The organism is Nocardioides zeae (assembly GCF_010686755.1).
GTDB classification, from domain to species: Bacteria; Actinomycetota; Actinomycetes; order Propionibacteriales; family Nocardioidaceae; genus Nocardioides; species Nocardioides zeae.
Map to the genome: position 1 here is coordinate 1 of NZ_JAAGXA010000004.1, position 12,413 is coordinate 12,413.

The following is a 12,413-nucleotide window of genomic DNA, read 5'->3' on the forward strand; positions in this document are numbered from 1 at the left end:
GGCGCGACGCCTGCAAAGACCTTGCGATCACACCCAAGCACACTCGCCCGTATCGGCCCCAGACCAACGGGAAGATCGAACGCTTCCACCGCACCCTGGCCGACGGCTGGGCCTACGCCCGGCTGTACGAGTCAACCCAACAGCGCAACACAGCCCTCCCGGGCTGGCTCCACTTCTACAATCACCACCGCGCCCACTCCGCGATCGGAGGCCGGCCACCGATCACCCGGCTGACCAACGTGCCTGGACATCACACCTAGGCGATCTCGAGCAGGTCCCGCTGCGACGTCGCGACCGACCCGGCGAGGCGTCCGGCCGCGCCCCGGACGGGTCCGCTCCCGGCGATCCGGGCCGCGAGCCGCTGGGCGCCCACGCCGAGGCGCGTCTCCGGGTAGGCCAGGCGCGGGAAGCCGGGGGGCAGGCCCTGGGTGCGGTCGACCACGGGGCGCATCCACGCGTCGTACTCATCGAGCGCCTCCGCCACCTCCGCGTGCCGGGAGAGGGCGGCGGCGAGCGTGTACCCGCCGAGCAGCGCCAGCGACGAGCCCCCTCCCCCGAGCGGCGTCACGCACCAGGCGGCGTCGCCGACGAGCACGACGCGCCCGACCGACCAGCGCGGGAGGACGACCTGGGCGAGGGCGTCGACGTACACGTCCTCCGACGTCGCGAGTCCCTCGAGGATCCGCTCCGCCTGCCACCCCGCGTCGTCGAAGAGCTCTCGGAGCACGCCGTCCCGACGCTCCGCGTCGGCACCGCTGAGGTCGTCGCGGTCGTGGCGGTCGCTGGCGTAGGCGAGCATCGCCCGCGTCGTGCCCCGGTTGTCGGGGCGCAGCATCACCTGGCGGCCGCCCGTGGCCGTGCACCAGCTCCACCACCGGTCGTCGGTGTCGCGACGCGGGATCGTGCCGTAGACGACGGTCACGTCGAGCGGTCGCAGCGCGTCGCGCTCCTCGTCGGCGGGGAGCACGAGCGCCCGCGTCGACGACCGCACGCCCTCGGCGACGACGAGCAGGTCGCACTCCGCGACGGCGCCCGACGCGAACCTCACCTGCACCGGGCCCGCCCCGGGCCCGTCGTCGACGGCGGCGATCGTGTCGCCGTACCGCACCTCGACGCCCGCCGGCAGCGCCTCCAGCACGATGCGGGCGAGGTCGCCGCGCAGCACCTCCAGCTCGGCGGTCGGCCCGTCCTCGCCCTCCTGCGCCGGGAACTCCGCGACGGTCGCCCCCTGCTCGTCGACGAAGCGGGTGCCCTCCTCGGTGGTGGTCGCCTCCTTGACGGCCGCGGTGAGGCCCATCCGGTCGACGACGGCGCGCGCCTCGCCCCGGACGTCGACGTTCTGCCCGCCGTCGCGGAAGGACGACGCGCGCTCGACGACGGTGACGGTCCAGCCGGTGCGGGCGAGCCAGTACGCCGCGGTGAGGCCCGCGACGCTCCCGCCGGAGACCAGGGCACGACGACTCATGGCCGTCACGGTAGGAGGACCTGCCAAGACCCGCGGTGTGACGCAGTCGGTTGGAGGCATCTGCAACCGTCGGGGTGTCTCACGCGTCCTTGGAGGAGGAAGCACACCGCACCGCCCCCGAGGAGGAACCACCGCATGCAGAAAGCACCCGGCCGTGGGAGCACCACGCTCCGCGCCACGTCACCCCTGTGGCCGTCGGTCGCCGTCGCCCTGCTGCTGGGCCTGCTGCTGGTGCTCGCCACGATGCTGCTGCCGCAGCCGCACCCGGAGGGGCAGGGGGTCCTCCGGCCCGCCTCCGTGGAGGAGCCGGCCGACCACGCCCCGGACGCCCCGACCGTCGACACCCAGGTCGTCGACGTCTCGCGCTGACCCGGCGGGTCCACACTGGTCCGCATGACGAAGACGATCCTCATCACGGGCGCCAGCTCGGGCCTGGGCGCTGAGATGGCGCGCCAGTTCGCCGCGCTCGGCCACGACCTCGCGCTCTGCGCCCGCCGCCTCGACCGCCTCGAGGAGCTGCGGGCGGAGATCACGGCCGCCCGTCCCGACCGCCGTGTCGAGGTCCGCGAGCTCGACGTCACCGACGACGACGCCGTCGCCGCGGTCTTCTCCGACCTGGCCGGCACCTTCGGCCACCTCGACCGCGTGGTCGTCAACGCGGGCCTCGGCAAGGGCGCGCCGCTGGGCACCGGCAAGCACCACGCCAACCGCCAGACCGCGGTCACCAACTTCCTCGGCGCGCTCGCCCAGACCGACGCGGCGCTCGAGGTCTTCCGCGCCCAGGGCGCGGGGCACCTCGTGATGATCTCCTCGATGGCGGCGATGCGCGGGATGCCGGGGGCGACGACGACGTACGCCGCGACGAAGGCCGGCGTCGCCCACCTCGCCGAGGGCGTCCGGGCCGAGGTGCACGGCACGCCGATCAAGGTGACGGTGCTCTACCCGGGCTTCATCGCCTCGGAGATGAACGACGGCACCGGTGGCAACCCGCCGATGCTGGTCTCGACGGAGAAGGGCGTGCGCGCGATGGTCGCCGCGATCGAGAAGGAGAAGGACTCCGCCTGCGTGCCCCCGCTGCCCTGGGCGCCCCTGAGCGTCGTGATGAAGCACGCCCCGATGCCGCTGTTCCGCAAGCTCGTCTGAGCCCGAGCGAGCGCTCGGGCGGCAGGTTGGTGGGTAAAGCGGTCGGTTCCCCGGTCAGCCGGGGAACCAACCGCTTTGACCACCAACGTTGATGGTCAAAGCGGCGTGTTCCCCGGTCGACCGGGGAAAGTGCCGCCCCCTCAACAGACGGGCGCGGGGCCCGTCTCGAGGTGGCTGTGCTCGTTGAACGACACGAGCCGCACGCCGCGCAGCCCGACCGTCACCTTGGTGAGGGACGTGTTGACGACCACCGGCGTGAGGCGCGTCCAGGGGCCGGCGAGCTCGGCCGGGTCGGACGCGGGGTCCCACAGGCCGACCATCGCGGCGGTCAGCCACGCGACGGGACCGCCCGAGGTGACGACGACGATCGTGCCGGTGCGCCCGACGCGGTCGGCGGCGTCGGACAGGGCGGCCTGCGTACGGCGCGTGAACGCCGCGAACGACTCGGCGTAGTCGTCGTGGTCGCCGCTGGTCCAGCGCATCATCGCCATCTGCAGCCACTGCTGGAACTGCTGCGGGTCGGGGTCGCCGCCGCCGACCATCGTGGGCAGATGGGCGCGGAGCACCTCGCCGTGGTCGTAGTCGGCCCAACGTTCGTCGACGGTGGTGCGGGCGCCCCAGGCACCCGTCACGGTGAGGGCCTCGACGGTCTCGCGGTGCATCCGGCGGCCGGCGTGGACGACGAGGTCCGGCGCGACGCCCCGAGCGGCGAGGGCGGCGCCGAGCAACCGGCTCTGCTCCCAGCCGAGCGGCGTCAGCGCCTCCTCGTCGGTCCCGTCCTCGGCCCCGCCCCAGGACGACTGGCCGTGGCGCACGAGCAGCAGCGTGCCCATCAGTCCACCCAGCCGATCGGGCCGTCGTCGATCACCGTGCGGCAGCGCCGGGCCAGCATCCCGATCATGGCGCCGAGGCCCGCGAAGGCGGGGTTGGTGGTGGCACCCGCGACGTACCGCGCCCAGATCTGCTGCGCGATCACCGCCAGGCGGAACAGGCCGAAGACCTCGTAGAACCGCCAGGCGTCCGCGTCGACGTCGAGGCCGCGGGCCGCGGCGTACGCCTGGACGACCTGCTGCCGCGTCCACATCCCCTCGAGGTGGGTGGGCTGCCGGCGGGCGGAGCGGAAGACGGGCTCGTCGTCGGCCTGCACCCAGTAGGCCAGGGCGCTGCCGAGCTCGGCGAGGGGGTCGCCGACGGTGGCGAGCTCCCAGTCGAGCACCCCGACGACCTCCCACGGCGCGCCCGTGCCGGGGCCGCCGGCGAGCACGAGGTTGTCGAACCGGACGTCGTTGTGCACGAGGCACGAGCCCACGTCGGCCGGCTGCTCCGCGTGCAGCCACGCGGTGACGGCGGAGAAGTCGGGTACGTCGGGGGTGCGGGCCGCCTCGAGCCGGCGGGTCCAGCCGGCGACCTGGCGGGCGACCGACTCCCCGCCGCGACCGAACCGCTCGAGGTCGTGCGCGACGACGTCGACGTCGTGGAGCCGGCCGAGCACCTCGACGAAGCGCGCGCAGAGGCCGTCGAGGTCCGCGGGACCGACCACCGCTGCCAGGTCCGGGTCCAGCTCGCCGCGCAGGATGGTGCCCGCGACACGCTCCATCACGTAGAAGTCGGCGCCCAGCACAGAGCTGTCACCGGCGTGGGCCACCATCCTCGGCACGAGGTCGAACGCCGGGCGGAGGGAGCGCTGGATGTCGAACTCACGACCCATGTCGTGGGCGCTGCCGCCGCGGGCGCCGTGCGGCGGGCGGCGCAGCACCAGGTCACGTGCCGCGGCGCCGGAGCCGTAGCGGAGGGCGTAGGTGAGGTTCGACGCGCCGCCGGGGAACTGGCGCACCTCGGGCAGGCCGGGCGGGAGGTCCTCCGCCGGCGCGTGCGCACGCAGCCAGGCGTCGAGCGCGGCGACGTCGATCGCGTCCTCGTCACGCACCGGACGCGACGCGTTGCCCCGCTCGAGGTCGTCGTGGTGGATGCCGTTCTCCTTCGCCGTGCCCGGAGTGGGGGTGGACCTCAGCATTGTGTCGGAGACAATCAGGCCCGCAGGCGGGAATCAGGTAACTCACAGGGGGAGCACGATGACGGGTGGCGCTCGGGGCCGCACAGCGCGCGCGCTGGCGGGGACGGTGGCGACGCTCGTCGCCGGGTCGCTGCTGGTGGCGTGCTCCGACGACGGCGATCGCGAGGACGCGGCGCGGACGGTCGAGAGCCTGCGCCAGGGACTGGCGTCCGGCGACCTCGCGGACGTGCCGCTCACCGGTGCGACCCCGGAGGAGGCGACCGCGGAGCTGGAGACGGTGGTGGCCGGTCTCGGCGACGTCGAGCCGCAGGTCACCGTGGGCGCGGTCGAGGTCGACGGCGACCGCGGCACCGCCGAGGTGGAGTGGGCCTGGGTGCTCGGCGGTCAGACGTGGAGCCACACCTCGACCGTGGCGCTGCGCGACGAGGACGACGAGTGGCGCGTCACCTGGGCGCCCACGATCGTCGAGTCGTCGCTCGCCGAGGGCGAGGTGCTGCGGGCCGACACGACCGCCGCCGTCCGTGGAGACGTGCTGGCGGGCGACGGCACGCCGATCGTCACGCTGCGCGACGTCGTGCGCTTCGGCATCGACAAGTCCCGCATCGACGCGGCCACCGCGCAGGCGTCCGCCCGCACGCTGGCCGAGACCCTCGACCTCGACGCCGACGCGTTCGTGCAGCGGGTGGCGGCGGCCGGGGAGAGGGCGTACGTCGAGGCGATCGTCCTCCGCGCCGAGGAGGCCGACCTCAACCTGCTGGGCGGGACGCCGGGGGTCGCCGCGATCCCCGACCAGGTGCCGCTGGCGCCGTCGCGGGGCTTCGCGGCGCCGATCCTCGGGTCGGTCGGCGAGGCCACCGCGGAGATCGTCGAGGAGTCCGCCGGCGCGGTCCGCGCCGGCGACGTCGTCGGTCTCGGCGGCCTGCAGCGGCGGTACGACGCGGAGCTGCGCGGCACCGACGGCATCCGGGTCGTCGTCGTGCCGGCCGAGGGCTCCGACGCCGAGCCCCGCGAGCTCCACACGGCCGAGGCCGTCGCGGGCTCCCCGCTCGCCACGACGCTCGACATCGACCTCCAGGGCCTCGCCGAGGGGCTGCTCGCCGACGTCGGTCCGGCGAGCGCGATCGTGGCGGTGCGCCCCTCCGACGGCGCACTCCTCGCGGCGGCGAACGGTCCGGGCACCGGCGGGCAGAACGCCGCGACGTTCGGACAGTACGCGCCGGGCTCGACCTTCAAGGTCGTCACCTCGCTCGCCCTCCTGCGCGCCGGGGTCGGCCCCGACGACACCGTCGCCTGCCCGGCGCAGATCACCGTCGACGGCCGCGTGTTCGAGAACTACGACGACTACCCGGCGGCCGGCATCGGTGAGATCACGCTCCGGGAGGCCGTCGCCAGCTCGTGCAACACGGCCTTCATCGGCAGTGCCGACGCGCTGCCCGACGGGGCCCTCGCGGAGGCGGCCGCCGCGCTCGGGCTGGGCGTCGACCAGGACCTCGGCTTCCCGGCGTACTTCGGGCAGGTGCCCGCGCCCGAGGGGGCGACGGAGGCCGCGGCCGAGACCATCGGGCAGGGCCGGGTGCTCGCCTCCCCGATGGCGATGGCGACCGTCGCCGCGTCCGTCGCCGAGGGCCGCGCGGTGCTGCCGACGCTGCTGCCCGAGCACACCGCCGACGCCGTGCCCGCCGCGGCGCCGCTCACCGCCGACGAGGCCGCGGCGCTGCAGGACCTGATGCGGGCCGTCGTCACCGACGGCAGCGGTCGGCTCCTCGCCGACCTGCCCGGGGCACCGGTCGGCGCCAAGACCGGCACCGCCGAGTTCGGCACCACGACGCCGCCGGCCACCCACGCCTGGATGATCGCCACGCAGGGCGACCTGGCGGTCGCCGTCTTCGTCGAGGAGGGTCCCTCGGGCTCCGGCACGGCCGGGCCGATCCTGCGCTCCTTCCTCGCCGGCGCGGCCTGATCGGCACCCGGTCGTCACGCAGCCGTCACCTCTCAGGGGTGTCGCTCGCGGCTTCCGGGGAGTAACTTCACTGGTCCACGCATCAGCTCCGTCGCGGTCTCGGGCCCGCCGACGTCGTCTGACGCCGGTCGGCGCGGGGCCGTGGCCCTCTCTCGGGGAGTCCACACGTGTCCGGGTCCGCGCGCCTCCGTCCCCTCGTCCGGGGCGGCCTCGCCCTCGTGCTGCTGCTCGTCGCCCTCGTCCTGACGGGCAGTCCGGCGCAGGCGACGAGCGGCCTCGAGGTCGGCATCCGCCTGACGTCCGGCAACACGCTGGCGTCCGGCAGGCCGTTCCACTACGAGGTCGCGCTGGTCTGCACGCGCTCCACGGACGCGTGCGCCGACGTGGTGGCGCGGATCCCCCTGGGCGACGCCGCGGGCTACCAGCGGTCGGAGGAGCCGGCGGCCGCCCCCGCCGGGGTGACGGTCACCCAGGCCGTCGAGGACGACGACCTGGTCGTCACGCTCGCGGGCGCGCTCCCGGCCGGCGGCACCGCCCTCGCGAAGTTCTCGCTGACCCCGCCCAACGACACCACCCCCGACGGCACGAGCTGGGAGCTGCAGCCCGAGGCGACGAGCTCGAACGCGCACACGAGCCGGCACGCGCCGCCGGGGTACGACGAGGAGGTCACCGCCCACGTCGACGCGTCGACGACGGCGGTCGCCCACGTGGGCCTCACGGACTCCGCGCTGCGCCGCCCCGGCGACGAGGTCACGTTCGACATCCGCGTCTCCTGCGTGCAGCCCGACGCGGGCAACTGGTTCCCCGGACGGCTCGAGATCAAGGCCGAGCTCGCCCGCGGCCTCACGCTGGTCGGGTCGACCCCGTCCGGCGCCCAGGGCTCCGGCCGCACCCTCACGTGGACGCCCACCGGTGACGCCCTGCCCGCCAGCTGCCGCGAGCGGGGCGCCGACGGCGTCGTCGCCGGCACCGTCACGGCGCGCATCGACGAGGGCCAGACCGATCGTGCGCAGCTGCCGCTGTCGCTCCGCGTGACGCCGACGACGGCCGGCGGCGGTCACCGCTGGACCGGCGACCCGGCGACCGACAGCGCCCAGGTCACCGTCATGGGCGCGCCGGGCGCGAGCCCGGGCTCGCTGTTCGCCGGCGCGTTCGGCCAGGTCCGCACGAGCACGTCCGACGACGGCACCGCCGAGGACCGCTCGCAGGCGACGTACCCGGGCAACTGGCTCGGGGTCCTCCCGGAACAGCCGGCGTTCTCGCTCGAGCAGTTCCAGCCCAACGGGGCGACGGGGCTGACCCAGGCGGGCTTCAAGACCTCCTACAACAACATCGAGGACGGGTCGGGCTACGCCGTCGGGGTCGCCCAGCAGATGCCGTGCCTGGGCAGCGGCACCCGGCACGAGCCGTCCAGCGGCTCCTGCGCCCCCGCCTTCCACGCCACGACCGCGGCCCTGTGGGTGGACAACGACGCCGACGGCTCGACCGGCGAGGCCGTGCCGGGCGGCTACCGCGCGCGGGCCGTGCTCACCGACGGTCGCCGCGTCACCCTCCACCGCACCGGCGGCACGACGGCCCTCGACGACCGCGGCCAGTGGGTGGGCTTCTCCGTCCCCGACTCCGCCGTCGGCCGGGTCCGGGCCATCGAGTTCCCCGCGAGCACGGGCATCGAGTCCTACACCATGAGCTGGGCGGTGTTCGGCTACGTCGACCCCGAGGTCGACCCCGGCGAGGTCGTGGTGGCCCGCTCGGCCGCGTCCGCGACGTACGGCGACGACACCACGCAGCTCAGCAGCCGCGACGCCGTGCTCACCGTGGTCGCACGGCCGCAGCTGGGCGTCGACGCGTCGTACGCCGCCCCGAGCCTCCCCGAGGTCGGGGCCACGACGACGCTCGACGTCACGGGCGGCGCGCTGCTCCCCGCCGGCTCCGACACCGACCTCGTGCTGGCGGAGCGGCTCCCCGAGGGCCTCGACTGGCACGGCGCCGTGCCGGCCACGCTCCCCGCGACGCTCGCGGTCACGCACCGGGGCGGCGGCCGCGCCCAGACCGTCACCGAGCGCGAGGTGCAGCTGCCGCTGCTCGTGGCCCGCAACGCGGGCGGCAGCGGCCGCACGCTGGTGCGCGCCGTGCTCGACGCCGACGAGCTCGCCGCGCAGGTGACGGGCGAGACCGGCGCCCGCGTGCGCCTGCAGGTGTCCCTCCCCGTCGTCGCGACCCGACCCGGGCTCTTGGCCCACGAGGCGCGCCTGGTGGCGCCCGGCACGCCGATCTCCCAGGTCTGCGCGCAGCGTCCGGCCACGACGTCGCGCTCGGTCCCCACCTCGGCGACCGGCCTGGCGCACACCGCGCCCGGGTGCCTCGCGACGAGCACCGTGCAGGTGGAGACCGGCGACGGCGCCGCGTCCTTCTCCGTCGACGTGCAGGTGCAGGGCGACGCCGACGAGGAGCCCAAGGCGGCCCCGTCGCTGGGCCTCGCCGACGACGGCGAGGCGACCTACACGCTGCGGTGGCGCAACACGGCGACGACGCCGCTCAAGGACGTGACGCTCTACGACGTGCTCCCCACCCGCGACGACACCCTCCTCGCCGGTGCCGCGTCGGGCTCCCCGCGCGGCAGCGGGTTCGAGGTCGAGCTGCTCGACGTCGACGCGCCGGACGGCGTGCGCGTCGCGACCGCCGACGACAGCGACATCTGCCACTCCCTCGGCACCGAGCCGCAGGCGGAGGGCTGCGCCGCCTGGCGCGACGGCGATGACCTCGACGGGGCCCGCGCGCTGCGGGTGACGTCGGGCGCGACGTACGACATCGGGGAGGGCTTCGACGTCACCCTCACCGTCGGCCTCCCCGACGACGTGGCCGTCGGCTCCGTCGCCTGGAACACGGCCGCCGCGACGGCACGCAACGCCTGGAGCGGCTCGACGCTGCCCCCGGTGGAGAGCGCGAAGGTCGGGCTGACGCCGTACGCCGAGGACCTGCCCCCGGTGGTGACGCTGGAGACCGACCGGGCCTACGCGGGGCCCGGCGAGCCGGTGACCTACACGGTGCGGCTCGCCAACCCCGGCCCGCACCCGATCACGACCGCCGCCCCCGTGGGCACGCTGCCCGTCGGTCTCGACTTCGTCGCGGCCACCGCCGGCGCCGTCGTACGGCTCCTCCTCGACGTGCTCGACGGCCTGACCGGGGGACTGCTCGGCGAGCTCGTCGGGCCGGCGGACGAGACCGTGCCGACCCTGCCCGGACTGCCCGTCACGCCGGTGCAGCCCGGGTTCGACCCCACGCAACCGCGCAGCGCGGGCAGCGAGGTGACGTGGCCGCAGCTCGAGCTGGCGCCCTACGAGACGCGCGACATCCAGCTCACCGCCCAGCCCGACGCGTACTCCGCCGGCAGCCTGCTGAGCCGCTTCGTCGTCGAGGGCGCGATCCTGCCGAACCCGTGCCCCGAGGGCGAGGGCGTCTGCGCCGAGGTCAACGTGCCGTCCGGCCAGCTCACCGTGACGCACCAGGCGGAGGGTGACGGTGCGCCGGTGTACGCCGCGGGCCCGACCGCCGTGCGCGTCGACTGCGTGCGGGGCGGCGTGCCCGTGCACGGCTTCCCGCGCACGCTGCAGCTCGCCGACGGCCAGACCAGCGCGGCGCTGCCGGTGCCGTACGGCGCGGTCTGCTCGGGCGGCGTCACGCAGGACCAGGGCGCGACGGACGTGGCGGTCTCGCCCGCGACCGGCACCCGGGTCACCCCGGAGACGCCCCAGGGGGCGCTCGTCGTGACCACCCGCTTCGACCTGGCGCGCGTCGTCGTCGACCGGCGGGTGTCCGGCGTCGGGGCCGCGATGGCGCCGGCGACGGCCCTCGTCTCCGTGACGTGCCGCTGGCGCGACGAGACCCTGCCGGGATTCCCGCTGCAGGTGCAGATGGGCCGGGGCGAGCGGGTCGGGCTCACGGCGCAGCTGCCCGTCGGCGCGCTCTGCACGTCGACCGAGGCGTCGGGGGCGCCCGCCGACGAGGTGCCGGGCGGCTCCGTGGTCGCGACCGCCGTCGCCGACGGGGAGAGCCTGCTGTCGACCCACGGCGTCTACTCGGCAGGGCGGGTGCGCGTGACCGCGAGCGACGACCTCGACGACGACGCCCGCGTCGCCGTGACCTGCCGCCGCGAGGGTGCGGTGGCGTGGTCGGGCGAGGTGCGGGTGGCGCCCGGCGCGACGGCCGTCGCCCGTGACGGCGGGCGCGACGTGCTCCTGCCGGCCGGCACCAGCTGCGACGCCGCACCCACGGACCGCGCCCACCGCGTCAGCGCCGGTGGCGCCCTGGCCGTGGCGGCGGACGGCGGCGCCCGGGTGCAGGACCTCGACCTCCTCGTCGGCGCGGCCCCCGCCGGGCAGGCGGCCGTGGGCGGCCTGCTCGAGACCGTCGGCCTCGGCGGCGTCCGCGGCCCCGGTGGGTTCGCCGGCCTGTCGGGCGGCCTCGCCGACCCGTCGGTGACGGTCCCCGGCCAGGCGCCGACCGGCCCGGTGCCGCCCGCGGGCGACCCCGCCACGCGCACCACGACCGACGACGACCCCGACGGCGAGCTGGGCCTCGCGGCCCCGGCGAGCAGCGAGGCGAGCGACGAGGAGGACGGGGGCCGCGACGTACCGGTGCTCCCCCTCGCCCTCGGCGGCCTCCTGCTCCTCGCCGCCGGCGCGCTCTGGACGCGGTTCCGTCTCTAGCCCGCCCCCCGTCGGTCGTGGTGTGAGACCACCGCTTTCCGCAGGTCTCGCACCACGACCGCGCCGGGGGTACGGCGCCTGTGGAGGACCACGCGCACCTGGGCGCCAGAAGCGCGACGCTGGGGCGCGTGACCGCGAATCCCGAGCTCCGTGAGCGTCTGGCCGCCGTGGCTGCGGTGGCCGCCACCCAGGACGGCCTCGTCTCGCGTGCCCAGCTGCGCGCGGAGGGGGTGGGCGATGCGGCGGTGCGCCGCCGCGTCGGCTCCGGCCGGTGGTCCGTGGTCAGCCCGACGGTCGTCTCCCTGACCACGGGCACCTTGACCGATCGGCAGCGGCGACGCCTGGCGGTGCTGCACCCCCCGGGAGCGGCGGCGCTCTCGGGTCGCACGGCGCTGGCCGTGCACGGGCTGCGCGGCTGGGACGGCGGCGACGTCACCGCGATCGTCCGTGCGGGTCTGCACCTCGAGCCGCTCGACCAACCGGGCGTGCGGCTCCACCGCACGCGGAGACCCTTCGAGGAATGGTGCACCGAGGTCGACGGCCTCCCGGTGCTAGGGCTAGCACCGGCCGCCCTGCTGCTGGCGGCGCGGTTGCCGACCGAACGAGCCGCCGGCGGCGTGCTCGCCGCGTGCGTCCAGCAACAGCTCGTCGACAGCGACGTGCTCCTCGACTGGCTGGAGCGGTTGCGTCCGCTCGCACGGTCGGCCCACCTCCGACGCACGCTCCAGGACATCGGCGGCGGAGCCCAGTCCATGGCCGAGATCGACGTCGGTCGGATGTGCCGCGAGCACGACCTGGCCGATCCCGTCCGCCAGGAGCGACGGCGCGACCGCGACGGCCGCGTGCGGTGGATCGATGCGACGTGGGTGACGCCGTCCGGCATCACCGTCGCGCTCGAGGTCGACGGGGCGTTCCACCGCGACGCCCAGCAGTGGGCGGACGACATCGCCCGGCAGCGCGCCCTCACCTCGCCGACCTACCTGGTCGTCCGCTGCACCGCCCAGGAGCTGCGCGACCACCCCGACCGGATCGCGGCCGACCTCCGCGCGCTGGGTGTGCCGCGCCGTACCGCTGCGGCAGCCTGACCCACGCTCTCCCCCACCCTGGGTCGTGGTGTGAGACCTC

Annotated in this window: 9 protein-coding genes; 6 read left to right on the top strand and 3 right to left on the bottom strand. The window is 75.7% G+C overall.

What is annotated here, in order from left to right; genetic code table 11:
• Positions 1-260 (top strand): integrase core domain-containing protein (locus tag G3T38_RS06660; protein ID WP_163771336.1); only part of this gene is annotated, 260 nt, incomplete at its 5' end.
• Here the strand turns inward: G3T38_RS06660 and G3T38_RS06665 are convergent.
• A complete protein-coding gene (locus G3T38_RS06665; RefSeq protein ID WP_163771337.1) occupies positions 257-1,465 on the bottom strand; it encodes an FAD-dependent monooxygenase in 1,209 nt (402 codons plus the stop codon). The genes G3T38_RS06660 and G3T38_RS06665 overlap by 4 nt on opposite strands.
• A 135-nt stretch (positions 1,466-1,600) precedes the next feature.
• Here G3T38_RS06665 and G3T38_RS06670 point away from each other — a divergent pair, with 135 nt between their 5' ends.
• Complete coding sequence (locus tag G3T38_RS06670; RefSeq protein ID WP_163771338.1) at positions 1,601-1,834, top strand: hypothetical protein; 234 nt, start codon at positions 1,601-1,603, stop codon at positions 1,832-1,834.
• Between the two features lie 24 nt (positions 1,835-1,858).
• Positions 1,859-2,608 (top strand): SDR family oxidoreductase, encoded by a 750-nt coding sequence (locus G3T38_RS06675; RefSeq protein ID WP_163771339.1) that lies wholly within the window; start codon positions 1,859-1,861, stop codon positions 2,606-2,608.
• A gap of 140 nt (positions 2,609-2,748) precedes the next feature.
• Here the strand turns inward: G3T38_RS06675 and G3T38_RS06680 are convergent, their stop codons facing one another.
• A complete protein-coding gene (locus tag G3T38_RS06680) occupies positions 2,749-3,441 on the bottom strand; it encodes a histidine phosphatase family protein (RefSeq protein WP_163771340.1) in 693 nt (230 codons plus the stop codon).
• A complete protein-coding gene (locus tag G3T38_RS06685) occupies positions 3,441-4,622 on the bottom strand; it encodes a phosphotransferase family protein (RefSeq protein WP_163771341.1) in 1,182 nt (393 codons plus the stop codon). The genes G3T38_RS06680 and G3T38_RS06685 overlap by 1 nt, the downstream gene beginning before the upstream one ends.
• A 58-nt stretch (positions 4,623-4,680) precedes the next feature.
• Between G3T38_RS06685 and G3T38_RS06690 the strand changes: the two genes are divergently transcribed.
• From G3T38_RS06690 to G3T38_RS06700, 3 genes are all read left to right on the top strand, one after another.
• The gene (locus G3T38_RS06690) at positions 4,681-6,582 is read left to right on the top strand and encodes a penicillin-binding transpeptidase domain-containing protein (RefSeq protein WP_163771342.1); all 1,902 of its coding nucleotides are present in this window, start codon (positions 4,681-4,683) and stop codon (positions 6,580-6,582) included.
• 167 nt (positions 6,583-6,749) lie between these two features.
• On the top strand, positions 6,750-11,288 hold the full coding sequence (locus G3T38_RS06695) for a DUF5979 domain-containing protein (RefSeq protein WP_163771343.1): 4,539 nt from the start codon (positions 6,750-6,752) through the stop codon (positions 11,286-11,288).
• 128 nt (positions 11,289-11,416) lie between these two features.
• Positions 11,417-12,373, top strand: coding sequence for a hypothetical protein (locus tag G3T38_RS06700; RefSeq protein ID WP_163771344.1), 957 nt, complete (start codon positions 11,417-11,419; stop codon positions 12,371-12,373).
• The last annotated feature ends 40 nt before the right edge of the window (positions 12,374-12,413 follow it).

What these genes read in the sequence shown, in the direction of transcription:
- G3T38_RS06665 (WP_163771337.1), bottom strand. Translation starts at nt 1,465, where the DNA reads ATGAGTCGTCGTGCCCTGGTCTCCGGCGGGAGCGTCGCGGGCCTCACC.
- G3T38_RS06670 (WP_163771338.1), top strand. Translation starts at nt 1,601, where the DNA reads ATGCAGAAAGCACCCGGCCGTGGGAGCACCACGCTCCGCGCCACGTCA.
- G3T38_RS06675 (WP_163771339.1), top strand. Translation starts at nt 1,859, where the DNA reads ATGACGAAGACGATCCTCATCACGGGCGCCAGCTCGGGCCTGGGCGCT.
- G3T38_RS06680 (WP_163771340.1), bottom strand. Translation starts at nt 3,441, where the DNA reads ATGGGCACGCTGCTGCTCGTGCGCCACGGCCAGTCGTCCTGGGGCGGG.
- G3T38_RS06685 (WP_163771341.1), bottom strand. Translation starts at nt 4,622, where the DNA reads ATGCTGAGGTCCACCCCCACTCCGGGCACGGCGAAGGAGAACGGCATC.
- G3T38_RS06690 (WP_163771342.1), top strand. Translation starts at nt 4,681, where the DNA reads ATGACGGGTGGCGCTCGGGGCCGCACAGCGCGCGCGCTGGCGGGGACG.